The following is a 26,502-nucleotide window of genomic DNA, read 5'->3' as shown; positions in this document are numbered from 1 at the left end:
TGACCCCAAGCGAATACGTTAAATCCAACCAGGTCAGACTGCTCGAAGCGGCTAGATTCTAGTTTTGAATCCCATCAGAATTGGGGGAACATCATCGCAGACGAGAATTCTACTTCTGACTGTCTACCTGACGGGGAAGCTTACACCCGGCTCGTATTATTCGTGCCGAGGTTCACAAGCCAATCGCGTCCTTTGCGTTTTCTGCATGGCGGAAACTGACCTTGGAATTGGCCTGTTTTCTTGACAGTGTTCGTTCTTCGAAAAATCTTATTACAAAGGTAAGCTGACACGCCGTTATAAAGAAAATTGTTGGTCAATTGCGGTGAGGTGTGCAATGGACGTTACCGACGGTGTCGAAAATCAGCTCATCAGGCTTCAGGATATATCCGGTTTTTTGGAAGCGGACAGTCTCGACGACAATCTTTTACAGCTCGCGGAAAAGACAGCTAGAATTTTGGAAGCTCGACATTGTTCGATTATGCTTTTGAATGAAGGTGAACCTGAAAATCCGCGCATGAGCGTTTGTGCCAGTTATGGCTCGCTGGCCGCAGCTGCCTACAAGGAATCGGTGCATAAGGGCGAGGGTATTGCCGGGCACGTAATTGACACCGGGAAATCCCTCTTTATCGAGAATATAGACGAATCGCAGTTCGCCAATCGGGCTCGCCGCGCCAAGGATTCACACAAGAGCTTATTGTGCTCGCCGATAAGAATCGATGCCGGGATTGTGGGGGTGATCAATGTGACGGATTACAAAAACGGAAAATCGTTCAGGCCAGCTGATCTGAATTTGCTGGATGTCATAGCCATGTTCATAGGTAAATCGATTCAGACGCTGCAGCTTCAGAGTATTCTGAATTCCCGTTTCGCACAAATGGCTCTGATACAGGAGATGCAACAAAATGTCGACAGCTCATTAAAAAACGTTTTGCATAAACCCGATCAAATAGCGAAAATCATGGTGAAATCCTTTTATAAGGAAATGACGCGCGCGGGCTTCGGCTCAAGCCAGGTAATCACCGTGGCATCGGACATCATTTCCCAGCTAAACAGCAATTTGCAACGGCACAGTAAACGGATTGGGCGAACAATTGGAAGCGCGGTGCCGCGAGTTGGCGATTAATCCATTCGCTCCCGAATGGGAGCGGATTGTACGTTTGGGACTTCTTGCGCACGAGTAATGGTTACACATCGATGTTTACTTCAGGCGCCTCTTACTGTAATTCCACTGATCAGTTTGTCTCCGCGCTGGACAATCAGGGGCTGGGGTGACGTCGGCTAGCGCAGACGCCCCGATCCGTTCTTTCCACCATTCGAATTCCGCAGTCTGCCTGGCTTGGCTTTTTGGCTCGTTGGTGGGTCGTCCTGTATAGCGATTTATCAGTCGGCGAGCGTGTGGCGGCTTCACCTCAGAGGTTTTAAAGTCGCGGTCATTTCGAATTTTAGGTATTTGCCGCCACTCTAACATTTTGAGTTTTAAAGCATATTAGGCGAGTTACATCGGGAACCTGCCTAACTACGCTAGATAAGTGACAATTATCCCTCCGGCGAGATCCAGCTTCGCCTGCCTTGACTTCCCAAGCCCATCATCTATGTTTAGACCATGGTTATTCTAAAGAATCGCGATACGCAGATTGAAAGCCCTACAACCTTGACGTTCGCTTGGAAAGCAAGGGGTTGTCGGTATCAGCAACAGAAACACCATGGCCTGCCAATTTAGAGAGTCTTACGTCACCACCTTAGCCAATTTTTTTCCTGAAATAGCAAATAAGATGAGGACAAACTGCTATGACTCAATCAGCCCCAAATCCCAATCCACTTGATGCCGAAGAGTTACGCCTCATTAACGCTTGGTGGAGAGCATGTAATTACCTTTCTGTCGGGATGATCTATCTCCGCGACAATCCATTGCTCAAGGAACCGCTCAAGATCGAGGACGTCAAGCATCGACTGCTCGGGCACTGGGGAGCGAGCCCGGCGTTATCCTTTACTTGGGCGCATCTGAATCGAATCATCAAGCGCGATAATCTGGACGTGGTTTTCATGGCGGGTCCGGGCCATGGCGCACCTGGCGTGCTCGGCCCGACCTATCTCGAGGGCACGTATTCCGAGGTCTATCCTGACAAGAGCCAGGATATGGAAGGGCTGAAAAAGTTTTTCAAACAATTCTCTTTTCCCGGCCATATTGGCTCTCATGTTACCCCTGAAACACCCGGCTCCATTCACGAGGGTGGCGAACTTGGGTACAGCCTTTCGCATGCCTACGGCGCTTGCCTGGACAATCCAGACCTTATCGTTGCATGCGTGGTGGGAGATGGCGAGGCCGAAACCGGACCGCTTGCGACCGCTTGGCACTCCAATAAATTCATTAATCCTATCCGTGATGGGGCGGTATTACCGATATTGAACCTGAATGGCTACAAAATCGCCAATCCGACCATCCTCGCGCGTATCAGCCACGAGGAGCTTGAGGCCCTGTTCCGTGGCTATGGCTACACCCCTTACTTTATAGAGGGTGACGATCCTTCTGATATGCATCAGAAAATGGCGGGTACTTTGGAGCAGTCTATCGCCGAGATTCGCGCCATTCAGAAAACGGCCCGTGACAGTGGTCAAGCGGAGCGTCCTCGCTGGCCCATGATCGTGCTGCGCGCGCCGAAAGGCTGGACCGGGCCAAAAGAGATCAATGGCCACAAGGCCGAAGGAAGCTGGCGCTCCCACCAAGTCCCATTCTCAGACGTACGTGAGAATCCAAAGAATCTCAAAGTGCTTGAGGATTGGATGAAGAGCTACAAACCGGAAGAATTCTTTGATGCCAACGGCGGTTTGGTATCCGAGTTGCGGGAATTGTCACCCAAGGGTAAGTTCCGCATGAGCGCGAACCTGCATGCCAATGGAGGCTTGTTACGGAAGGATCTCAAACTGCCCGACTTCCGCAACTATGCCGTCGCAGTACCTCAGCCAGGCAAGGAGCTATACGAAAATACCCGGCCGCTGGGTCAGTTCCTGCGCGATGTGATGCGGGACAACATGACTAATTTCCGGGTATTTGGTCCCGATGAGACTGCCTCCAATCGCCTGCAGGCCATATATGAAGTGTCCAAGAAAGTCTGGATGGCGGATCTGTTACCAGAGGATGCCGATGGTGGCGAGCTGTCGCGTGACGGTCGCGTGATGGAAATGCTTTCCGAGCACACTCTGATTGGCTGGCTCGAAGGCTACCTTTTGACGGGCCGGCATGGCTTCTTCCACACTTATGAAGCGTTCGCCCATGTGGTGGACTCAATGTTCAATCAGCACGCCAAATGGCTGGATATTTCGAAGAACCATGTGCCTTGGCGCGCGTCTGTCGCCTCCCAAAACATTCTCCTTTCCTCGACAGTCTGGCGGCAGGACCATAATGGCTTCTCCCATCAGGATCCGGGCTTCATCGATTTGGTTACCAACAAAAGTCCGACTGTTACGCGCGTCTATTTGCCGCCTGATGCCAATACACTGTTGGCTGTGACGGACGAATGCCTTCGGTCGACCGACTGTATCAACGTGATTGTCGCCGACAAGCAGAAACACCTACAGTTCTGCACCATCGATGAAGCGATCGTTCATTGCTCCAAAGGCATTGGTATCTGGGTACGCGCGAGCAATGACCAAGGTGTGGCACCGGATGTTGTAATGGCTTCCTGTGGCGATGTAGCCACCCAAGAGGCACTGGCGGCAACCGCCCTCCTGCGCGAGCACCTGCCGGACTTGAAGGTGCGCTTCGTTAACGTGGTTGACCTGTACAAGATGCAGCCGGCGAGCGAGCACCCTCACGGTTCAACAGAACGAGAATTCGACAGTTTGTTTACTACCGACAAGCCAGTGATATTCAACTTCCATGGTTATCCCTGGTTGATACACAAGTTGGCCTATCGGTTCAAGAACCATGAAAACCTGCATGTTCGGGGTTACAAGGAGCGTGGCAACATCAATACGCCATTGGAGCTGGCAATCCTTAATCAGACCGACCGCTTTACCCTGGTCATCGATGTCATTGATCGCGTGCCTGGTTTGGCGGACAGGGCCGCCCATCTGAAAGAACAAATGAAGAACGAAATTATCCTGAACCTGGCATACGCCCATGAGCATGGCACTGACAGTGAGCAGTTCAGTAACTGGGTCTGGCCCTACTGAAGTATTTTTATTTAAATCGGAGCGACGCATGAAACACCATATGGATCAGGACGCTTCTGAAATTGGTGCGAACAGAGCAGCCGCACCCGCATCATCAGCCACGGGTTCTGATGTGCGAATCGGGATGCAGGCTACTTCGCTCAGGCAGGCGGTGCTTGATCACTTGTATTATTCCCTCGGCTGCCCGCCAATTGTGGCACGTCCTCACGATTATTACCGCGCGTTCGCGCTTGCCATTCGTGATCGGATGCAGCATCGCTGGATCAGCACCAGCCAGACCTATTTTGACTTGAACCGTAAAGTTGCCTGTTATCTGTCGGCCGAGTTTCTTATGGGTCCGCATCTGGGCAACAATCTGGTGAATCTGCATCTCGAACAGGAAGCGAGAAAGGCCCTGGCGGATCTCGGCCACGATCTTGACACCATTCTCGCCTGCGAGGGGGAGCCGGGCTTGGGCAATGGCGGTCTGGGGCGTCTTGCGGCATGCTATCTTGATTCGCTGGCGACACTGCAATGTCCGGCGATTGGTTATGGCATCCGTTATGAGTTCGGTATCTTCGAGCAGGAGATTCGTGACGGATGGCAAGCCGAAATCACCGACAAGTGGCTGAGTCGAGGCAATGCCTGGGAGATCGCCAAGCCCGATGTTTGCTATTACGTCAATTGGGGCGGGCACACCGAGTATTACCGCGATGAGACGGGCTGTCAGCGCGTGCGCTGGATACCCCACCGGGTGGTGAGGGGCATCGCGTACGATACGCCGATCCAGGGTTATAGCGTCAACACCTGCAACACGCTAAGGTTGTGGAGTGCCGAAGCCGTCGAGTCGTTCGACTTCCAGGCGTTCAACGTCGGCGATTATTACGAAGCGGTGAACAAAAAAGTGGCCTCGGAAACGGTGACCAAGGTGCTCTATCCCAACGACGAACCGGCGATCGGCAAGCGGCTGCGCCTGGCGCAGCAGTATTTCTTCGTAAGCTGCTCGCTGCAGGACATGCTGCGTCTGCTCGACTTGGCCAATTCACCGGTCGAAAGCTTCGCCGAGCGCTTTGCCGTGCAGCTCAACGACACGCACCCTTCCATCGGCGTGGCGGAGCTGATGCGACTGCTGGTTGATGAACGGCGATTGGACTGGGATGCGGCCTGGGCCATCACCGTGGCAAGCTTCGGTTACACGAACCATACCCTGTTGCCGGAGGCCTTGGAGACATGGCCGCTTCCCATGTTCGCCGAGCTGCTGCCCCGGCACCTGGAAATCATCTACGAGATCAACCGCCGTTTCCTCGACGAGGTGCGTTCACGCTTTCCCGGCGACGAGGCGCGCGTAGTGCGGATGTCCCTGATCGACGAGGAAGGCGCCAAACGGGTACGCATGGCCCATCTTGCCACCGTTGGCAGTCATGCCGTCAATGGTGTCGCGGCACTTCATACCGAACTGCTCCAGACTAGCATACTCAAGGATTTCCACGAACTCTGGCCGGAGCGTTTCAGCAACAAGACCAACGGTGTCACTCCGCGCCGTTTCCTGGCCCTGTCAAATCCCGCCCTGCGCGAATTACTCGATCATACGCTCGGTCAAGAATGGCTGACGGAACCGGACCGACTGCGCAAGCTCGACGTTCATTCCGGTGACGAAGCCTTTCAGCGTGACTGGCGCGCCGTAAAACTCGGCAACAAGCAGCGCCTCGCATCTTACATCCAGACGCAAACGGGGATCGAGATCGATCCCGCCTGGCTGTTTGACATTCAGGTGAAGCGCATTCATGAATACAAGCGCCAACATCTGAACGTTTTGCATATTGTTACCATGTATCGCAGGCTCAAGGAGAACCCAGCGCTGACAATACCACCGCGCGCCTTCATTTTCGGGGGCAAAGCGGCGCCCGGTTACTTCATGGCCAAGCGCATCATCAAGCTCATCAACGCGGTTGGAGAGACGATAAATGCCGATCCAGAAGTGAATTCGCGCATGAAAGTTGCCTTCATTCCAAATTTGAATGTCAAGAATGGGCATCTCATCTATCCGGCTGCGGATCTGTCAGAGCAAATCTCTACCGCCGGCAAAGAAGCGTCGGGCACGGGCAACATGAAGTTCATGCTCAATGGCGCGCTCACCATAGGTACGCTGGACGGAGCGAATGTCGAGATACGCGAGGAGGCCGGGGTAGACAATTTCTTCCTGTTCGGCCTTACGGCCGACGAAACGGAAAGTATAAAGCGCGCAGGCTATCGCCCTCGTGATTACATCGCAGGCAATGACGAATTGCGTGCTGCACTGGAACTCATCGGTACAGGACACTTCTCGCGAGGTGATGCCGAAGTATTTCGTCCGTTGGTCGACAATCTGATCCATGATGATCCTTTCCTCGTGTTGGCCGATTACGCTGCCTACATCGCCTGCCAGGAACAGGTCAATTCGGCCTGGGAGGACGTCAAGAACTGGACGCGGATGTCCATCCTCAACACCGCGGGCAGCGGCAAATTCTCTTCCGACCGCGCCATTACGGAATACTGTGAGGAAATCTGGAATGTCGGGCCGGTGACTGTAAAGAACTGAGCATTTGCGAGCCTCAATAAGGTGTCATGACACCCCCCTATCCAACCAAGCCCGGAACGCGATTTCCGCCGGGAATTACCGCCACTGCCGAAGGCGTAAACTTCTGTATCTTCAGCAGACATGCAATCCGGGCCGAGCTGAGATTGTATGCAGCTGCGGATAGTCTTGATGCATTCCAGATCATTACGCTGCAGCCGGAGCACAATCGCAGTTTCTTTTTCTGGCATGTATTCGTGGTTGGGCTGCCGGCCGGGACGTATTACACCTGGCAGATGGACGGTCCTAACGATCCCCCGACCGGCCGACGCTTCTACCCCCACAAGGAGCTGCTCGATCCTTGGGCGAGGGCGGTATCCGACCGCCTTTGGGATCGGCGCCAAGGCAACGATCCCAACGCGAAAGATGGCGGACTGCGCGCCATTGTGGTCGGTTCCCTTTCACCTTCGGTTCCAGCCACAACTGCGTTACAGACGGGCTCTGATCTGACCGGCGCGGTTATCTATGAACTTCATGTCAGGGGATTTACCAAACATCCTTCTTCTGGGGTGTCGCGGCCAGGTCTCTTCGCTGGCCTACAAGAAAAAATTCCATACTTGAAGGAACTGGGGATTACCCATGTCGAACTCCTGCCAATCATGGCATTTGACCCACAGAGTGTGCCGTTGCCCGCTGCCGAAAGAGGCTTGAGTAACTACTGGGGCTACAATACACACAGTTTCTGGGCCCCGCACCCGGGGTACTGTATGGATGAAACCGAGGCCGATCGGGAGTTTCGGGAGCTGGTGGATGCTTTTCACGCAGCAGGCATCGGTGTTTTACTGGATGTGGTTTTCAACCATACGGCGGAGGGCGGCGAGGATGGTCCGGTCATCAGTTTCCGTGGGCTTGGCAACGATATCTTCTACCACCTTGATGCAAGTGACCGCCAGCGTTACCTCGACTTTACCGGTTGCGGCAATACTGTGAACTGCAACCATCCCCTGGTCAGCGGTTTCATTGTGCATTGCCTCGAATACTGGGTGGAAACTTTCGGCGTCGACGGCTTCCGTTTCGATCTCGCCAGCGTGTTCGCCCGTGGAGAGCAAGGAGCACCTCTGGCGAATCCACCATTACCATGGGCCATCCAAACCTCGCGCATCCTGAGCCGTGTACCGGTCATCGCCGAAGCTTGGGATGCGGCTGGACTATACCAGGTCGGCGCATTTCCCGGGATGACCTGGGCTGAATGGAACGGCCGTTATCGCGATGTCATGCGGCGCTTCGTGCGCGGCGATCCTGGATTGGTTGGCGAAGTGGCGACGAGACTCAGCGGAAGCGCCGATCTCTACGCCGATGGTCGATGTCCGACAAACAGTATCAATTTCATCACCTGCCACGACGGCTTCACACTATATGACCTGGTGAGCTATAACGGCAAGCACAACGCAGCCAATGGCGATGATAATCGTGACGGAACCAATGACAATCTGAGCTGGAATTGCGGTGCGGAGGGCGATACCGACGATGCTGCGGTGTTGGCGCTGCGTAGTCGCCAGGCAAAAAATCTCTTGGCCCTCTTGATGGTGTCACGCGGTGTACCCATGCTGCTTGCTGGCGATGAGGTACTCCGCAGCCAGCGCGGCAACAACAATGCGTATTGCCAGGATAACGAACTTTCATGGTTCGACTGGGGGCTTGTCGAGCACAACAACATGTTGCGCTACACACGGGAACTGATTGCTTTGCGGCGGAGGCATCCTAGTCTGACCACCAATAGATTCTTTACCGGCGCTGTAGTGGCCGGACGCAATCTGCCTGATATCGCTTGGCATGGAATACAACTGAACGAACCGCTCTGGCATGATTATCAATGCCGCGTGCTCGCGTGCACGATTGCTGGTCAGGAGGAGGACGAGGCGGATTTGCATGTGATCATGAACATGTCGGAACAAATGCTGGATGCGCCATTACCCGTTATCCAAGGGCGGAAATGGCATATTGCCCTGGATACGGCATTGGATTCACCGCAAGACATTAGTGTGCCGGACATGCAAATTTACTACGCCGGTGCATGCTACTTCACGCAACCTCGTAGCATTGCCGTCTTGGAAGCACGCTGAAGCTTTTGCGTTGCAGCAGCTAGGCATCTTGAGAAGACTCGAAGCGAGAAAGTGACTCGGCGAGGACAGGTTTTGACGAGTTTTGAACGGTCAATAGTTATTCTACTGGCCGAAAAGCGGCGGAATATGGACCGTTCCGATGCTTTTGCGCTTTAGGAGTCTGTTAAATTAATAAATCATCAACCAAGTGGGATTAAGGATTATGGATGAATCTACGGAAGAAGACACCGGAGTCACGCTGGCCCTACTGGAGAGATTCCAGACGCAACGGCTTCCGAGAACGCTAGCTCTCAAAGAAAGGATTGATAAGGGGGGATTGCTTGACGAGTACGATATCGCATTCCTTGAAACAGTTTTTAGGGAAAGTGCCAGCATCAGGACGTTGATCAGCAGGCACCCAGAATATGAGCCGTTGGCTGCTAAAGTAATACACTTGTACCACGAAATTACCGCCAAGGCGCTAGAGAACCAAAAGGCTAATCGGGATTAGTGTAGCTCTGCTCATCGACTGATCCCTAGGGCGATGGAAAGATTACTCTGGTACCGGGCCAAATTTTTTCGCCCACAACGGAAGTTCGAAAATTGTATTCGCCTTAACTATAGTCAGACACGGTCGCCAAGGGCGGACGCCGCCGTTACCACGATGGGTGGCATTGTCGCTGCCTTGTCCTGACTTTCTAACTGCTGACCTGTTAGTCGTGACTCAGAAGCATATTGGTCAAGCAAAATTACCGTTCCCACTTTTCAGCAATAACGGGGACGGGATTACTATAAAAAAGCACGGATCGCCGCAATAGCTCCCGGTTTAGTCATGTTCGAGGACCACCATCGGGGACTCGGTGAATCGGCACGGGGAATTGCTTTGATTCGGGATGAGGGGGGGCCACGGATAAGACCGACGTTTGTCTGGAGGTAGCAGCGCAAAACGACGAATCATGCGGGACGTTTAACGCGCCTAGCCCGGATCCTCTAACACATTAGCGCTGCGCCAGCTCGCGCTTCATTTTCTTGCTGTGCTTCCCACCCTCACAATCCATTGCCTCGGTGCGAAGTTCAGCCCTTTGATTCATTTCCTCGATCTGTTTTACCGCCTTGAGTTCAGCAGCAATGACGAGGCATCCGACTAAAAGGATTATCAATCTCATGTCATATTCTCCCAACGTCCGAACATCATTAACGACAGGACATTAACTAGGATAAGGGAGATTACCATGCAGCCCGTGAAGGAATTATCCAGTACGGGTGATCAATTGTGAATGTTAAAACTAGGAAAAGTATCAGAAGTAATGAGTCATTGCGGGCTATCTTTTCCTTGGAGAGGTGGTAATTTGTTTTCTTCCGCGGCTAGCGTTAATCAGTCGTGAGAAGGAGCAACGACCTTGGTAACTCAAGCTACGACAACGATAAAGCCCTTTCGGGTGGGCTGGTAATTCACTGTGGATTCGCCACAAGTCGTTACTTGAACAGGCCCGGTAGCGAAACCGAGAGTGAAGGGGTACACAAGTAAGCGCTACCGGCAGTTAATGCGCGCGAGTGTTGCATTAGCGATTCCCACGGAAAGCCTGCCGAAAGAGAATCCCGCGATTGCATCAAGTGAAATTCGGCAAAAAACGCCGGTATTGCTCGGGATGGGGTTTTGGCCCGGAGCGTAATACCGGGCGTCTTTCAGATGGATATAACTCCTTTTTATTGTTTCTGGCCGATTATTCTCCCGCCGGGCTGCCTCAGTCTTGACTTGCTCCATCATTCCCGCCATGGCGGATACCGCGTTATGCATAAAATATTTTTTTGCGCTAACTACTGAACCGGAAATCAGAAAACCCCCAACCACAAGCGTCACATCGGTTTCGACAGGGACCTCCGCCTCAGCAAGGTTAATCACAACCAGTAGTAAAGAATCGTTCATGTCTTTCCTTAGTATTGTACTTTTTTGTCCAAATGAGCTTCGGGCAGGTCGGTAAACACATCCGCTACTGCATAAATACTCTTACACTGCGGATTCTATTTTTGGATTTTTTCATTAAACAAACAATTGGACCTAAGTACATCCCTTGCTCGCCTGCAAGATATTCATAGGAATTGGAGAATTAGGCTATCTATGTTCGGTTCGCTTGAGCCTGAGCTGGCGGCCAACATGAATAATAGTATGCAGTCGGTCGACGCCCGATTAAGGAATTAAGGAAGAGGAGGGGAAAGAAGCGGTAGGCAGGAGTTTCGCGAGGCTAAAAAAATGGAGAGACCAAAAATACCCCATAGGGAAGTTGCCCTCCGGGGCTTCAGAATGCGATGTTTACGCAGCGATCTTACAACGGCGCAGGATAGCTCCCATCAGACACAAGCCAGCGAGCAACATGGCGTGCGTTTCAGGTTCCGGTACCGGCAAGGCCTGGAGAACGCCACCGCAGCTGCCGCCAAAATTACCTGTTACGTCGCCCGAGACAACGAATTTATAACCGATGTTCGCAGGCAGCGTGGCGACCACGGAAAGCATGTAATCCACAGCGTTATTTTGCCTGTCAACGTCATAAACTGTGACGCTCGTGGCGTCGGTAAATTTGATTGACATGTTCGATAACTCAAACTCGGGGCCCCGGGAAGAACGGAAGATCAAGATTGATCGTGACCGTGGTACCCACCGTAACAGATGTAGGTGCTATATCAAACAAATAGGTGTCAACAAATGACGAGCCGTATGCTAGTGCTGAGAAAGTATTACCAATGTTGTAAGTATTGCCTGTCAAATTTCCCAGGTATCCTGGTCCAACCGCTGACGCGGAGCCTACATAGCCCGTCAGCATTGCCGCCAGCAGTGGCAGTTTCATGCGGTTCATTTTTTCTGGTTCTCCCAATAAGAAGGATCTTCTTGTTACCAACGTGTCGGCCCCGGCTCACGCCGGGTGTGGCTTTTAGTACCTGGAAAGTGTAGGGGGGAGAAAGTGACAGCAGATGCTTATGGATGAGCTATACGCATGAGCTCTTAAGCGCATGTTAAGCGTTAAGAGGTTGCAACACGGTGTTTCAGATTTGGTCGGAGCAGGGGCGCAGGGGGAACATTGTGCGCACTCAGAGATCGGAGGTGTTCTCGGCAATCGCAATATTGCCATTCATATAGAACCACTGCCCAGCCTCGCATACAAATTGGCTGATTTCGTGCAAGCGATGTGCGCGGCCGCCCCCTACCTTGTAGCGCGCCACGAATTCCACCGCCGCGTGATCTGCCCCTCGCTGTTCATGACGCCTCACTTCCAGCCCCAGCCATCGGCTGCGTGGTGCACTTCCCAGTCCAAGCGAATCCGGACGTGTGCTGCGATGCCACGTGGCCAGCAGATATTCTTCCCGACTAAGGGTATATGCGGTGTAGCGCGAACGCATCAACGCTTCTGCAGTTGGGACAGCTTCGCCGTCATCCAGGTAGCGCCCACAACAGTCGGCGTAAGTTTTTGCCTGATCGCCACCGTCGACGCTGCAGGGGCAGCGTGGGAGGGGAGGGGGAAGAGGGCCGGGTTTCGTAGTCACTGATTTTGAAAGATGCGGTCGAGTATGTTGAAATCATGCTTGCCACAGCGGCGGCTCATCCATCAATGCGATCTGTTCACGCAATTCAAGGATTCGGTCCTGCCAATAGCGCTGGGTGTTGAACCAGGGGAAAGCCCTCGGGAATGCAGGATCATCCCAGCGTTGCGCAAGCCATGCGGCATAATGGATAAGTCGCAGCGTGCGTAACGCCTCGATCAGATTTAATTCGCGCTCGTCGAAATCGGCAAAATCCTCATACCCGGCCAGGATATCCGATAGCTGCCGCGCCATGTCGCCGCGTTCACCGGACAATAGCATCCACAAATCCTGCACCGCCGGGCCCATGCGACTATCGTCGAAATCGACGAAGTGCGGACCTTCGTTAGTCCAAAGCACGTTGCCGGGGTGGCAGTCGCCGTGCAGGCGCAGTAGGCGCACTTCACCGGCTCGTGCAAAGCAGTGGCGCGCGGCGTCTAACGCCTGATTTACCGCGCCGCGGTAAGCCGCGTCTAGATCAGCCGGAATGAACCCGTGCGTCAGCAGGTAATCACGCGGCTCTTCACCGAAGCTGGCGGTGTCGAGAGCGGGGCGTTCGCGAAATGGCCTTATTGCGCCGATAGCATGGATGCGCCCAAGAAAACGGCCGATACGTTCCAGCGTGCTGCGATCCTCCAATTCTGGCGCCCGACCGCCTTGTTTCGGAAAAATAGCGAAGCGGTATCCCTCGAAGCGATGCAGTGTCAGTCCATCCCGCGACAAAGCGGGCACGACAGGGATTTCATGCTCGGCTAGCTCTTGCACGAACGCGTGTTCTTCGAGTATCGCGCTATCGGTCCAGCGCCCGGGACGATAGAATTTCGACACAAGCGGCGCGCCTTCGTCCATGCCGACTTCATAGACTCGATTCTCGTAGCTGTTGAGTGCCAGCAGCCTGCCGTCGCCGCGGAAGCCTACGCTTTCCAGCGCGTTCAGCACACAATCCGGGTTCAGGGCGGAAAAATTTGGTGGGGGAAAACTACTGGTCTGTATCATCTCGAAGCATTATGACCCTCGGACTCTTCGGCTCCGTGAGTAGGGCTCATACTACCAGTATTTTTGGTTCCGGCGTTGCTTGGGTCCATCACAAGTACTTGCAGTTACTGGTCATCCCGCAGATTCGTTAGAGTAGACCCGACGGATTTGACCGTGGATTTGACGCGTATACATACGCGGTGAAACAACACGCACGACCCATCAGACGTTGCGATTGTTCTATCAAATTGCGATCCGGCCCGCTTTTTAGCCCTGCGCCGCCAAGCCCTGTGCATCTTCCAACGCAGTCTGATCTTTGAGGAAGCTAAGCACTATGCACTCCACCTCCTGTTGTATCCCTTCGGATGTTTGTTGGACGCATCGATGGAGAATGCCGTTTTGCCAGGCGGAAAACACGATGGGATTAATATAGGATTTACGGCAGACGGCAGGGGTGTTGCGCAACTCCTCAGCGACTTTTTTCGTCGCCGAGACAATGCAGGCTTTGAGCGCGCGTTTGCTGCGAGATTCGGGTAACGGCGTGTCCAACATGAATTCAAATGCTCGTACCGTCGCGCCCCATGTGCGGAAATCCTTTGCGGTAAACTCTGCCCCCATCGTGTCTCGAAGATAGCTGTTTACCTGCTCTGCTCCGACGGGATGCCGTTTACCGCTCTCATCGAGATATTGAAAAAGATGCTGGCCCCGCAACTGCCGGCAATCACGGATGACATTCACGATGCGCCGATTGTTTATCTCGACCTCATGTTCAATACCGCTCTTGCCGCGGAATTTCAGCAGCGCCCGCCTCCCATTAATGAGAGCAAGGTGACGCTTGCGCAGCGTTGTCAGCCCAAAGCTATTGTTATCGCGCGCATAGGAAAGATTGCCGATACGCACGCGGGTGCTGTCCAGCAGACTTACTATCGCGGCGACGACCTTTTTCCGTGGGAGCCCCCGTTGCCTCAGGTCCCGCTGCAGGCACTGCCGGAGTTGGGGCAGCGCTTCTCCAAATTCCGCCATTCGACCAAATTTGATGCAATCGCGGGCCTCGCGCCAGTCAGCGTGGTAGCGGTATTGCTTACGCTTGCGCGCGTCCAGCCCGGTTGCCTGTAAATGGCCGTGCGGATGCAGGCAAATCCACACATCGGTATAAGCCGGGGGAATTGCCAGTCGGGCAATACGTTCAAGTTCAGCCTTGTCTGTAATTGCTTTTTTATTGGGACCGACATAACGAAAGCCGCGACCACAACGTACTCGGCGAATTCCGGCGTCGCTATCTGACACATACATCAGTCCTGCGGCTGCGGCCTGTGCCGCAAGCGCCTCGATCCTGAGTGCGCCCGATAATACCCCCGATCCTTTTCCCTCCTGCCAGAAACTCATGGATATATTAATTCCGCTATCCTCGCTATTCTCAACCTCGATTTTGTCGTTTGGGCTACCGGTAATTGGACAAGGAAGACGGAAATAAAATCAGCCGAAAGCAGGGATCAGTCGACCAAATGTGGCGGAGTCGTGGGGTCGAAATCGACCCAGTCGCCATTTAACCATTTCCCTTTTGCCTGTTCAATGTCGGCTGCGCTGTGCAGCCGAAGGCGCTCTATTATTTGCCGAGTATTATCGGTATTCGCAACATGTACCGCCAACATCATTCCCGCGGACCTTGGATGGGGGCCACGGTTAGTTGCTTCACCCTTGTCGGGAAGACCTCCCGCCGTGCCTGCAAGAGAGCCGGTATAGCCGCCCACCGCAGCCGCTACCGCGCCAACGACCGGTCCGCCAGCGACTGTCCCGATCGTCCCTGCTATGACACTTCCCGAAGCTGCCCCTGTGGCCGCGCCTTTTGCAGCGTCCTGGTCACCTGAACTCTCCGAATCGCGATCCGAGTCATGAGCACCGGGCTGGTTGTTGAAAAAAATACTGATATCGTTCTTGTCCACCAAATCCGACAGCGACGCGGCAGCTGCCCTGGCTTCGTCATCCGTTTGAAATCGTCCTGCGATAATGTTATCCATAAAAATCTCCTGAATTGTCCATCCGCAAAATTGCCCAGCTGCTGGAATTTGTTTACTGTCCTGCTCCCGCGCGATCCGTGCGTATTCGCGCTGATTCTAGTCTCACGAAGGATGATAGGCGCATACATGGAACGCTTCTGTACGGCGTTTCACACTGGCGCGGCGGCCTCGCAGGCCCGCGCGAACCTATACGAGCCACTTCTTTACCTGTCAACTTTTACAGTTATCCGGCCCGGCAACGCGTGATGTAATGGCGTTCTCGCATGTTGATCTGCTGTTCCGCGGAGTCGATATTCGTGTTCTTTCTTGCCACAGGTATCCCGCCGGTATCAGAGAGAAATTTTTCTGGAGCAACGTTCCGTGAGATCGCGGCGCAGTTCTGTTTGAATTTCCCGGGAACGCTGGCCCGACTCGGCGGAGATGAGTTCGGCATATTGCTGGAAAGCTGTCCCGACTGGACCTTCGCTTCGGGCGGGTCGCCGATCTGTTAAGGCACACAGTGCGACGCGATTTTCGTTTCGTGTGGCAAGACAAGGTGTTTCCGCTGGGTTCGAGTATCGGACTAGTCACCTTCAGTGATGGGGAAGAAACGCTCACTGATATTTTGCGAATGGCGGATGCAGCTTGCTAGCTTGCCAAGGACAAGGGGCGCAATCGGGTGCAAATCTATACAGCGGAAGATTCGGGGCTTGCGCAACGTCATGGGGAAATAGGCTGGGTGGGGCGTATACAGAAAGCGCTGGAAGAGGAGCGTTTCGTGCTCTACTCGCAAAAAACATTGCCGCTCGCTAATGGCGCCGAGAACGAGGCTCATTACGAGCTGCTCCTGCGCATGAAAGACGAGCGCGGGGAGTTGGTACCACCGATGGCTTTCATACCGGCTGCTGAGCGCTACGGCCTGATGCCTCAACTCGACCGTTGGGTGATTTCAACTGCTTTTTTGCAATATGAGGAAAGCAATCTGCGGCATCGTATGAGTTGCATCTGTACTATCAATCTCTCCGGCGCGTCCGCCTGCGACGACAATTTTTACGTTTTCGCGGTGGAGCAATTCAGCTTATACAAGATTCCACCCAGAGGGATCTGTTTTGAAATTACGGAAACATCGGCGATCGCCAATCTGCCTCAGGCGACGGTGTTGATTAGCAAATTGAAAGACCTGGGTTGCCGCTTTGCGCTTGACGATTTTGGGAGCGGGATGTCATCTTTTACTTATCTCAAGCATCTACCGGTCGACTATTCAAAAATCGACGGTGGATTCGTCAAGGACATGGTCCAGGATCCTATTGACCGCGCAATGGTTGAAGCCATCAATCACATAGGGCATGTCATGCAGATAAAGACGATTGCCGAACGCGTTGAGAATGGCGCGATCCTGGAGGTGTTGCCAGATATCGGCGTGAATTTCGCTCAGGGATATGGCATTGAAAGGTCTAGTTTAAGCGTTCTTTCAGCAAACTGACCTCATCAATGGGCTTGGAAGACGTGCGCGGATACAAAAAAAGGAATATCGCGTAGGTGAACGAGGCATGCGCTACGTGTAGCTTAATGCGGATAACGCACGCTGCGGGGCTCCGTCACAACCGAATATTTCTACTGCAGGTCTTGCCTTCGCGCCCGGTCAGATTTTATTTTTCTCTTTTTTTCCGCTGTTCTCCCAATTTTTAGCGCGACTCAGCGCTTCGTCCCAGCGCTCACGCAATTCGGTAATGCGATCTTGCGGCATCTGCGGATGGAACACCTTCTCGACCTGCCAATGCGTGGCGATCGAGTCCGTGTTATGCCAAAAGCCGACCGCGAGCCCGGCAAGGTAAGCCGCGCCGAGCGCGGTTGTTTCAACTATGGCCGGGCGCACGACAGGCACGCCGAGAACATCGGCCTGGAATTGCATTAACGGGTCGCTTCGGGACGCGCCGCCATCTACGCGCAGCTCCTTCAAATGCGTGCCCGTATCCAAGCGCATCGCATCCACCAGATCGGCGACCTGGAAAGCCACGCCTTCCAGCGCGGCGCGGGCCACATGTGCCGCGGTGGTGTCACGGGTGAGGCCGATCAGCATGCCCCTCGCATAGGGGTCCCAATGAGGCGCTCCCAGACCGGTGAAAGCAGGCACGAGGACAACGCCACCGCTATCAGGCACTGATGCTGCCAGCAGGTCCATCTCCTGCGCCGAGCGCACAATATGCAACCCGTCACGGAGCCACTGTACAATCGCGCCGGCCATGAAGATGCTGCCCTCCAGCGCGAATTCCTGCTTCTCGCCAATTTTGCAAGCCGCCGTGGTGAGCAGTCCCTGCGTCGAGGCGACGGGCTGAGTGCCGGTATGCTGCAGCAAGAAACAGCCCGTGCCGTAGGTATTCTTTGCCATCCCTGGAAGCACGCACATTTGTCCGAAAAGAGCCGCCTGCTGGTCACCCGCCGCGCCAGCCAGGGCCATATTCCTGAGGCCTGGCACCGCAACGATTTCGCCGTACACTTCGCTCGAAGAGCGCACCGTCGGCAGCATGCTCGGGGGAATGCGGAAAAGTTTGAGCAGTTCCGGGTCCCATTTTCCAGTATGGATGTTGAAAAGCATTGTCCGGGAGGCATTGCTTGGGTCGGTCACATGCACTTTGTTGCGGCCAGTCACCTTCCAGATCAGCCATGTGTCTACTGTGCCGCAGATCAGCCTCCCTGCTTCCGCTTGCGCACGCGCCCCCGGCATGTTGTCGAGAATCCAAGCGATTTTCGTGGCAGAAAAATAAGGGTCGAGGATCAGCCCGGTCAATTGCTGGATGATGTTGTCATGTCCCGCGGCGCGAAGCTCGTCGCACATTTGGGAAGTGCGCCGATCCTGCCAAACGATCGCATTACATATCGGGTTGCCGGATACCCTATCCCACACAATGCTGGTTTCACGCTGGTTTGCGATTCCGACCGCCGCAATATCGCCGGGCTGGAGGCCGGTATCACCGAGTGCTTTTACGGCTACAGCTACCTGTGCACGCCATATTTCTTCAGGGTCGTGTTCAACCCAGCCCGGTTGGGGAAAAATCTGCTGTATCTCCTGCTGAGCGAAACCGAGAATTCGGGCGTCGTGATCGAAGATAATCGCGCGAACGCTGGTCGTGCCCGCATCAAGAGCAAGGATGTAAGGCATATGTCCGGGGTTTATCGAGACTGCCAGATTGAGGGACGGGTATCAGCGGGCCGAGCCCAGTCGGCATAACAGAGCCACCGGTATTGAAATCTTAATCTTGATAGGATCTGGCCGAGCCCCTCATCTTTGCGACTTGTAAACAAACAATACCGTTTTAAAGCGGGATTTCCGGCATAATTCAGGGCCCAACGCAAATCCACGCTTATGCCGAAGAGTAATTTATGAGGTCTTTCGTAATCATATCATTGGTCGTCCTAGCGCTGACGGGTTGTGCAGGTAAGCAAGTGCAAGAGGTGCCTTCGACGACATTGCCCGATGGGACAAAGCATTATTTCATCAAAACTAACTTCAAGCCCTGCCCATCGAGCCGTGACTGGGCAACCACAACATTGACGAGACGCGCAAATGAAATCTGCAAAGCTGGATTCGTTCTCGTCAATGAGCAAACCCCCATTGTTCTGCAACCGCCCGGTACCCCCCCCGCGGAGCGCGAGCTTCAATGGGAAGTCAAGTGTAAAAACGTTCCAGTGCCAAAGTAGAGCAAGGTATTCCGGGGATTCGAGGTGATGTCGCTTTATGGCTGTGTGCGGGCGTGCGCATATAGCCAAGCAAAAGCGGATTTAATGGTTCTTGTCCATTCCAGATTTTGGCGGCACAAGCGCGCCCCGATTTGCTCTCAGTCCGCGCAGGAACTCCTCCACGAAGGGGATAATCTCGAACAGGAAGGTGACGCCCAAAATGGTAAGCACATACGTTGCCGGGAGGGGTTCTTCCTTCCAGCGAAGGTCGAACCGGGCCGTTTCCGAACCGAGGCCGAACAGCGCCAAAAACTGGCCCCAATGCAGCGAAATAACGAACAGGATCGCCATTAGCGGGAGCATCTCCAGGAAGCTGTGCACTTGCTGCTCGACCGGTGTCACCTCTCGCACCGTTACAGCATAACTGACGTCCCAGAGAGACGTGGCCTGATGAACCAGAAACGCAACAATCATGAAGGCGATGATACCGGCGTTTATCTGAAGGAAAATCGCCGCAAGGAGGGGCAGGCCAATTTCTGCTAACAGAAGCAGGTGGAACATTGATTCCTTGGCGCCGCTTGTGGTTTCAATGTGTGATGCGCGGTGGCAAAGCCAGTCAGCGAACCCGGCCAGAAGCCACACCGGGAGAATGAAGTACATCAGTATCAGAACTGCGGGATCGTCCAGCATCATGATCTCCTTACCTCCGACAACCTGGCGTTACTGCGATATTGGCACCTGTTGGACCTTGCCCGCTTTTGGACAGTTCCTCCAGGCATTGGCAGGGGAAGGGCGTGCGGCCGAAACAGCAACGAAACCAGTGGCCGACGCCGTGATAAGTAATCTATGCCGGTGCACGTTCCGATTCAGGAGGTTGACCGCTTTCAGTGACAATAGGGACCGGCTTCACGTAGCTTTTTAAAAAGGTGCGTGTTTGGCCATCAGGAAAAACAATGACCACCATGTCATCGGTGGTGCCGACCACTTTACCTTTACCGACTTTCGCAACGTGAACCGCTGCGCCTGGGGTATAAGAAGGCCGTTCTGCAGGCTTCTTGACCACACGGTTCAGGCGCCGCTTCGCGTCAGTTGAGGGTCGAAGTCTTGTTTGCGGAGGGTTCAAACAATTATCGCAATGTCCGCAATGATCCCACTCCACCTCTTCATGAAAATACTTCAGCAGAACCTTCCATCGGCAAAATCCGCTTTGCGCATAGAACACCATTCGCTCAAGCGAGTGACGGTCATGAGCCCGCTTTTTGCTTATCGCTTCGGCAAGTCTCATAAGCTCATCTGAATTAACGTCTGTTTTAAGCAGGCGATAACCCAGATGATTATCGCGCGCAAGGATGCCTCCATCCTCCAGAAGCTTTAGTATCACCTGAAGGCCGGGAATAGAAAACCGGCGCACTGCTTCATGCAACTCCTTGAATTCCACCGCGGCGTTGTTCGTAAAAAGGTTTTGTATGCCGTTATAGACCTCGCGCAGTTCTTCATAGCCAGGATGATGACGAGCCAGAAAAAATTGCTGTATGCGCTTATCCTGAACATCATAAAGCAGCGTACATGCACTCGGCTGGCCGTCGCGGCCCGCCCGCCCGGATTCCTGGTAATATGACTCGAGGTTTCCGGGCATCTGAAAGTGCACCACGAAACGGATGTCAGGCTTGTCGATTCCCATGCCGAATGCGTTGGTGGCCACCATGATCCTGCTGTGTCCATCCATGAATTCTTCCTGATTTTCGCTGCGCACCTTTTTTGCCAGACGTCCATGGTAGAGCGTGACGCTGTGATTCGCCGACCTGAGCGCGACCGCCAGTTCTTCCGTCGCTTTGACGGTGGCGGCATATATTATCCCGCTGCCTTCGCTTTGCTGAATCAAATTATTCAGCTTACCGAGTTTTTCCTCGCGGCTGGTGACATGGGTCACGCTGTAGCGCAAGTTTCGGCGGTAAATGCCGGTATTGACGATGTGCATCGAGCGCCCGAGCTGCCGCACAATATCGTCGATCACTTCTTTGGTGGCAGTGGCGGTCAACGCGAGTACCGGCGGATGACCGAGCGCTTTAACTGCGCCGCCTAGCCCGAGATAAGCCGGGCGGAAGTCGTGCCCCCATTGAGAAATACAATGCGCTTCGTCCACGACGAACAGGTTGATGTTGATGCACTGTAAATCGGCGATAAAGTCGCGATTCGACAGGCGCTCGGGCGTGACGAATACGACATCGCTGCCCGCCCCACGGATATGTCGCAACGTCTCCGACTCTTGTTGCGTATTGAGCGTGCTGTTGACCTGCGCGGTATCAATTCCAACGTCTTCCAGTTTCTCAGCCTGATCCTTCATCAGCGAAATCAACGGCGATACGACAATAGCAGTGCCAGGGAAGTTGAGAGCGGGCAACTGATAGCAAAGGGATTTGCCGCTGCCGGTCGGCATCACCGCCAGCGTGTCTCGTCCTTCCAATACACTTTGGATAACTTCCTTCTGGCCCGGCCTGAGGTGCGAGAGGCCAAATACTTCGTGCAGACTTTCTTCCAGACTTTCGTCGTCGGGTATTGAAGGCGCGGTATTTATGGTCGTGTTGGCCATGATCCTGCTTATCTTTTACGTTCTATGAACGACGCTGCGCGGGGAGATGATTCTGCGAGTGCACTGCGTCGCAGAGAATGAAGTCGGGGCAGGAGTATCCAACCGCTTTGTGTCGATCGTACACAGCTGAATCAGAGCCGTCATTCTGGTTCTTCTGGTTCAAAAGGCCCGATAGCGTCCGGCAGTGTGGACACTGGATATAGCGGTTCCGCGCCGGCGAGTTCTGCTCCTATAACATCCATATATTTTCTTTTACGTAACCTTCGACCTCATGGGCAGTAAAAGTAGAAATATCTTTCTGAAGCTCCCCTTGGACCATTTTTTTTACTTCATCATCCAGGCTGCCGCGTATCAGGCCTAAAAATTTGGGCGGGGCAATAAGGTACAAACGGTTATATCGGTTCGCCTTGCGGGCGTCATCGAGGTATCGGGTAAGGATATGGGCAAACAGGTCATTCTCATGCTCCACCGGAGACACGGCTGGCTGCCCAGTGTGGCCCTGATATCCCTCGCCTCTTCCGTAAAAACGCCCACGCTCGTCCGTGCCGAGCTCATTGCTAGTGGCCCTGCCCACGCTATCCACGAAGTCCTCAACTTCCTCAAGATGTTTCTCATGCTCTTTTTTCTCGAAGATCCGGGCCCGGCTACTATCCGAAATTAAAATCCAGGTGGTACGCATCGCTATTCCTCCCCAAAAAAATCATCGAAACCAAACCGATAGCGCATCGGGCAATAATCTCTATCGCCTATCTCGCCTGAGTTACCTAGCCCAATGTATGCGTGCAACGGGTAACCGGTCATCTGACCGGGTGAACCCCTTATTCATGGCAATTTCAGAAATGCTACTTCCCTCGGAAACTCTCGACCCGGCGTCATCTCTTCTGTCGGAAAAAATTGGTGCGGTCGTTCATGTATTCCGACGCCAGGCATCCGCACGCATAGACTTCCAGTTACTTCCAGTTCCACGCACACCCGGCAGCATAACTGAGAGCGGTAATTGAGACTGTGCGGCAACAGACAGTTATCCCCATGTTAATTAGTTGTTATGATGCGGCTTACCTTCCTTACCAAAACTGAAATGAAGCGCTACTCCATCGAACAATTCATGGCGACGACTTCCTTGCTCGGGGCATCTTTCAGTGCGGACGAGAAGCGCATCCTTTTCAGCAGCAATGAGACGGGAATTTTCAATGCCTACACACTGCCAGTAGGAGGAGGCGGGTCAGAGCCGCTAACCCGTTCGGCGGTCGACAGCATCTTTTCGGTCAGCTTCTTCCCGTGCGACGATCGAGTTCTTTTTACCAAGGACTGGGGCGGCAACGAAAATTTTCATCTTTTCGTGCTGGCTCCGGACGGCACCAAAACGGACCTGACTCCGGGGGACGGGCTCAAAGCCCAATTCATGGGGTGGCGCGCCGACGGGAGCGTTTTTTATGTGTCAAGCAATGAGCGCGATCAACGCTTTTTCGATCTGTACCGTTATGACGCTCAGACCTACGCCCGGACGCTACTTTACAAGAATGAGCATGGGCTGGATCTGGGCCCGATCAGCCGCGACGAGTGCTGGCTGGCATTGAACAGGGCGAACACCACGTCCGATAGTGACATTTATCTTTTCGATATCGCGAAACAGGAGATGAAGCATCTGACCCCACATGACGGGGGAATCGCTTATCGGGCGGAGACTTTCGACCCCGCATCACGAAAGCTCTTCTTCCTGACTAACGAGGGGACGGAATTCAAGCGGCTATGCACCTATGACTTGCTCAGTAGCGTTGTGATGGAGCACGAAAGCGCGGACTGGGACGTGATTAACACCTATTTCTCGTTGAACGGGAAATTCCGGGTGACGGGGATCAACCAGGACGGGAGCATTGTCATACGGGTGGTGCGAATCGTGGAGAACGAGGGGGGAGCAGTGGAAGCGGCAGTGCCGCTGCCCGAATTGCCCGAGGGCGAGATACGGGGCGTAGTCTTTTCCCGTACTGGAGCCCGGATGGCTTTCTATGTGAATGGGGACCGTTCTCCCGATAATCTGTTTGTTCACGATTTAAACACCGGCTTCTACAGGCAGCTCACCCAGAGCATGAATAAGGCCATAGACCCGGCGGACCTGGTAGAGGCGGAAGTGGTGCGCTTCCGGTCGTTCGACGGGATGGTGATACCATCCATCTATTACAAGCCCCACGAGGCTTCGGCAAGCAACAAGGTGCCGGCGATTATTTATGTGCATGGCGGACCTGGCGGTCAGACCATGCGGGGGTATAACGCGCAGATTCAATACCTGGCGAACCATGGCTATGCCGTGTTGGGCATTAATAACCGCGGCAGTTCCGGCTATGGCAAAACTTTCTTTACAGCGGCTAACCGTAAACATGGACGGGAGCCGCTGTGGGATTGCGTAGAGGCCAAGACCTATCTCGCCAGCCTGGGTTATATCGACCACGAGCGCATCGGCATCATGGGCGCGAGCTACGGCGGGTATATGACATTGTCAGCGTTGGCTTTTCGCCCGGAAGCGTTCAAGGTAGGGGTAGACATTTTCGGTGTCAGCAACTGGCTTCGAACGCTGGAAAGCATACCTCCCTATTGGGAATCGGTCCGTAAAGCGATTTATGATGAGATCGGGGACCCAGTTCACGACATTGACATCCTGGTCGCCACATCGCCGCTTTTTCACGCAAAGGAAATACGAAAGCCTCTGATGGTTATTCAAGGCGCCAACGACCCGCGGGTGGTCAAGGCTGAAAGCGATGAGATTGTCGAAGCCGTCCGGAAGCATAATGTGCCAGTGGAATATATCGTCTTTCCCGATGAAGGCCACAGCTTCACCAAGAAAAAGAATCAGATCGAAGCCAATCGCCGGATACTTGAGTTTCTGGATAAGTATCTGAAAGGCGAAGAAATGAAGCTCGGCATGGGAGAAACAGGCAGAGTGCCCAGAAGATATTGAACGGCGATTTGCTTATCTCGGCGGAGGAATGGAGGGATCATAGAAAAATTCCCGTATCAGAAAATCCTCCAGACCCTTGCTGTCTTCCGGACGAGAGGAAAGGGTGACGACACGGCCGAGACGGTAAGATTCCCAGTTAAAGTCACCCTGGTGGTATTCGCGGATGAGTTCGATCATCCGGCGTGCCACGGCACGCTGAATGTCGACATCCGGCCCTGCCGTGACTTCAATCACTTCACGCCGGGTGTTGCTGCTATCCATTCTCCAGGCGCGGAATAGAAACTGGGCGCTGCGGGTCCCCATTCGTGTAATTTGGAAGATTCCGCTTGCGCCCGGTTCGCGCAGGTTGCGTTTGACGTTGGCCATTCGCATCTCTTCTTCGGACGGCACGCGTTCCACATTTTTCGGTTCAGTCGGCTCATCTTCGAAAATTCCCCCCGCACGACGGCGTTCGCGGGCTTCGTTCATATAAGCCGTCAAATCCTTGGGGGCTTCGAATGGCGTACGTGCAGTCGTAGCTGGGGCTTCATCCCTAGGGGCGCCTTTTTTCTCGGGAAGGGGTTGGGCCGGTTTCGATTTTTGAACGCCCAGACGCGGCTGAGGCCGGGGCGGAGGAGGTACCTTTGGGCTCTCCTTCGGCGCTGGCGCCGCCTTTGGTTGCGGTTTTTCTTCAGGCAGTTCCACAAAGCTGGCTTCGATGGGTGCAGGAGGCGGCACCTCCACCTTTGGCGAAGTGAGTAAAAAACCGAATGCCCAGATAATGACAAGCCAAATAATGGTTGCCAGTGGCATGGGCCACCAGACTCGAATTTCCTTCGATCTGGAATTGAGCATGCTGTGGGGATTATTTGTGTTTAACCGCAATCAAAAAGTGTTGCGCGCCAGCAGTGCGGGCACGCAGCATGGCTTGCACCACGATGCCCTGCGGCGCATCGTTATCGGCTGAGACGATCAGTTTATGTTCCGAATCTTGAAGTAATGGTTTGAGCGTTTCGGCGAGCGTCTCCAGTGTAACGGGCGTGCGATTGATAAAGATCTGGCTGTCATTTGTCAGCGTAAGCGTGACAGGCGTTTTGGTCGATAGCTTTTCGGCTTGCCCCTGGGGCAGATTAACCTGCAGGGAATCCAGGTTTTGCATCGATAAAGAAGACAGCATGAACGTCGCAAGCAGAAAGAACATGACATCGATCATCGGAATGATTTCTATTCGCCCCTTGCGAAATTCCCGGGACCTACGAAGCTTCATGATTACCCTCCTGGTCCAGGCGAATGTGGTCAATCAGCCGTGTGCCGAGGCGCTCCATCTCATCCATGGTTTGGGATTGCAAACGGGAGAAATAGTTGAAGCCGAACAACGCGATCAGCGCTATCACCAGACCGACCACCGTTGCAATAAGTGCTTCTGCCACTCCCCCAGTCACGGCGGTGGGATTGACGATACCCTCACCCCCGATTATTTTGAAAGCCTGCATCATGCCGACAACCGTACCCACGAGGCCGAGCAAGGGCGCGGCGGTAACGATCGTTTCCAGAACCCATAGCCTGCTCGCAAGCGACGTCTCGATCAACTGAGCCTCATCGGCAGCCCGCGATTCGGTCCACCAGGAGGGGCGGTGCCGATTGCTGATTACCACCTCGAAGAAGCGTTTGTAATAGTGACGCTCATCGAGCCCGGACAGTATTTTTTCCAGATCGTGCCATGCGAAGCCATAGGTCTCCACCAGGTTCAGCAGGTCGTGGGAGAGGCGGGCATAACGCCAATAGACAAATGCCTTCTCAATCATAATGGCCAACGCAATCACTGCCAGCAAAGACAACGGCAAAATAATCAAACCGCCGAGCTTTAAGGCGGTCCAGGTTGCTTGTAGTTCTTGCATATTTATCTCCAGGCGGGGGCGTGTTGACCCCCTTTGTTATTTAAATCGCGG

At 53.8% G+C, this 26,502-nt stretch carries 22 protein-coding genes; 8 read left to right on the top strand and 14 right to left on the bottom strand.

All coding sequences use genetic code 11. The features are described from left to right. Positions 1-334 precede the first annotated feature (334 nt). The 5 genes from BM022_RS09005 to BM022_RS08985 all read left to right on the top strand — a co-directional run bounded on the left by BM022_RS09005 (position 335) and on the right by BM022_RS08985 (position 9,319). Positions 335-1,123: a GAF domain-containing protein gene (locus tag BM022_RS09005; protein WP_091138646.1), complete on the top strand. Its 789-nt coding sequence runs from the start codon at positions 335-337 to the stop codon at positions 1,121-1,123. A 665-nt stretch (positions 1,124-1,788) separates the two neighbouring features. Further along, positions 1,789-4,173, top strand: a complete 2,385-nt coding sequence (locus BM022_RS09000) for a phosphoketolase family protein (RefSeq protein ID WP_091138645.1) — start codon at positions 1,789-1,791, stop codon at positions 4,171-4,173. A 28-nt stretch (positions 4,174-4,201) separates the two neighbouring features. Beyond that, entirely contained in the window at positions 4,202-6,730 is a 2,529-nt protein-coding gene (locus BM022_RS08995) for a glycogen/starch/alpha-glucan phosphorylase (RefSeq protein ID WP_256209082.1), read from the top strand. Positions 6,731-6,756: 26 nt separating this feature from the next. Beyond that, a complete protein-coding gene (glgX, locus tag BM022_RS08990; protein ID WP_091138643.1) occupies positions 6,757-8,829 on the top strand; it encodes a glycogen debranching protein GlgX in 2,073 nt (690 codons plus the stop codon). Between the two features lie 202 nt (positions 8,830-9,031). Continuing rightward, positions 9,032-9,319 carry a hypothetical protein gene (locus tag BM022_RS08985; protein WP_091138641.1) on the top strand — a complete coding sequence of 96 codons (288 nt, stop codon included), beginning with the start codon at positions 9,032-9,034 and terminating at the stop codon, positions 9,317-9,319. A 487-nt stretch (positions 9,320-9,806) separates the two neighbouring features. Here BM022_RS08985 and BM022_RS15500 read toward each other — a convergent pair whose 3' ends face one another. From BM022_RS15500 to BM022_RS08950, 7 genes are all read right to left on the bottom strand, one after another. Further along, positions 9,807-9,974, bottom strand: coding sequence for a hypothetical protein (locus tag BM022_RS15500; protein ID WP_177191667.1), 168 nt, complete (start codon positions 9,972-9,974; stop codon positions 9,807-9,809). A 365-nt stretch (positions 9,975-10,339) separates the two neighbouring features. Next, a complete protein-coding gene (locus BM022_RS08980) occupies positions 10,340-10,735 on the bottom strand; it encodes a hypothetical protein (RefSeq protein WP_091138640.1) in 396 nt (131 codons plus the stop codon). A 384-nt stretch (positions 10,736-11,119) separates the two neighbouring features. Beyond that, on the bottom strand, positions 11,120-11,395 hold the full coding sequence (locus BM022_RS08975) for an FxDxF family PEP-CTERM protein (protein ID WP_091138638.1): 276 nt from the start codon (positions 11,393-11,395) through the stop codon (positions 11,120-11,122). Between the two features lie 497 nt (positions 11,396-11,892). Next, positions 11,893-12,345 (bottom strand): YchJ family protein, encoded by a 453-nt coding sequence (locus BM022_RS08965; RefSeq protein ID WP_091138635.1) that lies wholly within the window; start codon positions 12,343-12,345, stop codon positions 11,893-11,895. A gap of 33 nt (positions 12,346-12,378) precedes the next feature. After that, positions 12,379-13,377, bottom strand: coding sequence for a serine/threonine protein kinase (locus BM022_RS08960; protein WP_091138633.1), 999 nt, complete (start codon positions 13,375-13,377; stop codon positions 12,379-12,381). A 246-nt stretch (positions 13,378-13,623) separates the two neighbouring features. After that, positions 13,624-14,742 (bottom strand): DNA topoisomerase IB, encoded by a 1,119-nt coding sequence (locus BM022_RS08955; RefSeq protein ID WP_091138631.1) that lies wholly within the window; start codon positions 14,740-14,742, stop codon positions 13,624-13,626. A 107-nt stretch (positions 14,743-14,849) separates the two neighbouring features. Further along, the gene (locus BM022_RS08950; protein ID WP_091138630.1) at positions 14,850-15,374 is read right to left on the bottom strand and encodes a hypothetical protein; all 525 of its coding nucleotides are present in this window, start codon (positions 15,372-15,374) and stop codon (positions 14,850-14,852) included. Between the two features lie 263 nt (positions 15,375-15,637). Here BM022_RS08950 and BM022_RS08945 point away from each other — a divergent pair, with 263 nt between their 5' ends. Both BM022_RS08945 and BM022_RS08940 read left to right on the top strand, forming a co-directional pair. Beyond that, positions 15,638-15,865 (top strand): hypothetical protein, encoded by a 228-nt coding sequence (locus tag BM022_RS08945; RefSeq protein ID WP_091138628.1) that lies wholly within the window; start codon positions 15,638-15,640, stop codon positions 15,863-15,865. A gap of 167 nt (positions 15,866-16,032) precedes the next feature. Further along, the gene (locus BM022_RS08940; RefSeq protein WP_091138627.1) at positions 16,033-16,836 is read left to right on the top strand and encodes an EAL domain-containing protein; all 804 of its coding nucleotides are present in this window, start codon (positions 16,033-16,035) and stop codon (positions 16,834-16,836) included. Between the two features lie 159 nt (positions 16,837-16,995). Here BM022_RS08940 and glpK read toward each other — a convergent pair whose 3' ends face one another. From glpK to BM022_RS08920, 4 genes are all read right to left on the bottom strand, one after another. After that, positions 16,996-18,513, bottom strand: a complete 1,518-nt coding sequence (gene glpK / locus BM022_RS08935; RefSeq protein ID WP_091138625.1) for a glycerol kinase GlpK — start codon at positions 18,511-18,513, stop codon at positions 16,996-16,998. A gap of 620 nt (positions 18,514-19,133) precedes the next feature. After that, positions 19,134-19,724, bottom strand: a complete 591-nt coding sequence (locus BM022_RS08930) for a diguanylate cyclase (RefSeq protein ID WP_256209081.1) — start codon at positions 19,722-19,724, stop codon at positions 19,134-19,136. A 151-nt stretch (positions 19,725-19,875) separates the two neighbouring features. Next, on the bottom strand, positions 19,876-21,621 hold the full coding sequence (locus BM022_RS08925) for a RecQ family ATP-dependent DNA helicase (RefSeq protein ID WP_091138622.1): 1,746 nt from the start codon (positions 21,619-21,621) through the stop codon (positions 19,876-19,878). Positions 21,622-21,850: 229 nt separating this feature from the next. Next, entirely contained in the window at positions 21,851-22,300 is a 450-nt protein-coding gene (locus tag BM022_RS08920) for a host attachment protein (RefSeq protein ID WP_091138621.1), read from the bottom strand. Between the two features lie 366 nt (positions 22,301-22,666). Between BM022_RS08920 and BM022_RS08915 the strand changes: the two genes are divergently transcribed. Continuing rightward, positions 22,667-24,574 (top strand): S9 family peptidase, encoded by a 1,908-nt coding sequence (locus BM022_RS08915; protein ID WP_256209080.1) that lies wholly within the window; start codon positions 22,667-22,669, stop codon positions 24,572-24,574. Between the two features lie 12 nt (positions 24,575-24,586). Here BM022_RS08915 and BM022_RS08910 read toward each other — a convergent pair whose 3' ends face one another. Genes BM022_RS08910 through BM022_RS08900 form a run of 3 tightly spaced genes read right to left on the bottom strand, consistent with a single transcriptional unit; the run spans position 24,587 to position 26,451 of the window. Next, positions 24,587-25,408: a hypothetical protein gene (locus tag BM022_RS08910; protein ID WP_091138619.1), complete on the bottom strand. Its 822-nt coding sequence runs from the start codon at positions 25,406-25,408 to the stop codon at positions 24,587-24,589. 10 nt (positions 25,409-25,418) lie between these two features. After that, positions 25,419-25,820 carry an ExbD/TolR family protein gene (locus BM022_RS08905; protein ID WP_091138617.1) on the bottom strand — a complete coding sequence of 134 codons (402 nt, stop codon included), beginning with the start codon at positions 25,818-25,820 and terminating at the stop codon, positions 25,419-25,421. Then, positions 25,807-26,451 carry a MotA/TolQ/ExbB proton channel family protein gene (locus BM022_RS08900; RefSeq protein WP_091138616.1) on the bottom strand — a complete coding sequence of 215 codons (645 nt, stop codon included), beginning with the start codon at positions 26,449-26,451 and terminating at the stop codon, positions 25,807-25,809. Before BM022_RS08900 ends, BM022_RS08905 begins: the two co-directional genes overlap by 14 nt. Between the last annotated feature and the right edge of the window lie 51 nt (positions 26,452-26,502).

Source organism: Nitrosospira sp. Nsp14, from assembly GCF_900113575.1.
In the GTDB taxonomy this organism is placed as follows: Bacteria; Pseudomonadota; Gammaproteobacteria; order Burkholderiales; family Nitrosomonadaceae; genus Nitrosospira.
The sequence above is the reverse complement of the archived record's forward strand: the minus strand, read 5'-3'. Positions and strand labels throughout refer to the sequence as shown.

What these genes read in the sequence shown, in the direction of transcription:
- BM022_RS08915 (WP_256209080.1), top strand. Translation starts at nt 22,667, where the DNA reads ATGATGCGGCTTACCTTCCTTACCAAAACTGAAATGAAGCGCTACTCC.
- BM022_RS08975 (WP_091138638.1), bottom strand. Translation starts at nt 11,395, where the DNA reads ATGTCAATCAAATTTACCGACGCCACGAGCGTCACAGTTTATGACGTT.
- BM022_RS08930 (WP_256209081.1), bottom strand. Translation starts at nt 19,724, where the DNA reads ATGATGCTGGACGATCCCGCAGTTCTGATACTGATGTACTTCATTCTC.
- BM022_RS08910 (WP_091138619.1), bottom strand. Translation starts at nt 25,408, where the DNA reads ATGCTCAATTCCAGATCGAAGGAAATTCGAGTCTGGTGGCCCATGCCA.
- BM022_RS08945 (WP_091138628.1), top strand. Translation starts at nt 15,638, where the DNA reads ATGTTGATCTGCTGTTCCGCGGAGTCGATATTCGTGTTCTTTCTTGCC.
- BM022_RS08920 (WP_091138621.1), bottom strand. Translation starts at nt 22,300, where the DNA reads ATGCGTACCACCTGGATTTTAATTTCGGATAGTAGCCGGGCCCGGATC.
- BM022_RS08900 (WP_091138616.1), bottom strand. Translation starts at nt 26,451, where the DNA reads ATGCAAGAACTACAAGCAACCTGGACCGCCTTAAAGCTCGGCGGTTTG.
- BM022_RS08980 (WP_091138640.1), bottom strand. Translation starts at nt 10,735, where the DNA reads ATGAACGATTCTTTACTACTGGTTGTGATTAACCTTGCTGAGGCGGAG.
- BM022_RS08955 (WP_091138631.1), bottom strand. Translation starts at nt 14,742, where the DNA reads ATGAGTTTCTGGCAGGAGGGAAAAGGATCGGGGGTATTATCGGGCGCA.
- BM022_RS09005 (WP_091138646.1), top strand. Translation starts at nt 335, where the DNA reads ATGGACGTTACCGACGGTGTCGAAAATCAGCTCATCAGGCTTCAGGAT.
- BM022_RS08995 (WP_256209082.1), top strand. Translation starts at nt 4,202, where the DNA reads ATGAAACACCATATGGATCAGGACGCTTCTGAAATTGGTGCGAACAGA.
- BM022_RS08960 (WP_091138633.1), bottom strand. Translation starts at nt 13,377, where the DNA reads ATGATACAGACCAGTAGTTTTCCCCCACCAAATTTTTCCGCCCTGAAC.
- BM022_RS08905 (WP_091138617.1), bottom strand. Translation starts at nt 25,820, where the DNA reads ATGAAGCTTCGTAGGTCCCGGGAATTTCGCAAGGGGCGAATAGAAATC.
- glpK (WP_091138625.1), bottom strand. Translation starts at nt 18,513, where the DNA reads ATGCCTTACATCCTTGCTCTTGATGCGGGCACGACCAGCGTTCGCGCG.
- BM022_RS15500 (WP_177191667.1), bottom strand. Translation starts at nt 9,974, where the DNA reads ATGAGATTGATAATCCTTTTAGTCGGATGCCTCGTCATTGCTGCTGAA.
- BM022_RS08950 (WP_091138630.1), bottom strand. Translation starts at nt 15,374, where the DNA reads ATGGATAACATTATCGCAGGACGATTTCAAACGGATGACGAAGCCAGG.
- BM022_RS08985 (WP_091138641.1), top strand. Translation starts at nt 9,032, where the DNA reads ATGGATGAATCTACGGAAGAAGACACCGGAGTCACGCTGGCCCTACTG.
- glgX (WP_091138643.1), top strand. Translation starts at nt 6,757, where the DNA reads ATGACACCCCCCTATCCAACCAAGCCCGGAACGCGATTTCCGCCGGGA.
- BM022_RS08925 (WP_091138622.1), bottom strand. Translation starts at nt 21,621, where the DNA reads ATGGCCAACACGACCATAAATACCGCGCCTTCAATACCCGACGACGAA.
- BM022_RS09000 (WP_091138645.1), top strand. Translation starts at nt 1,789, where the DNA reads ATGACTCAATCAGCCCCAAATCCCAATCCACTTGATGCCGAAGAGTTA.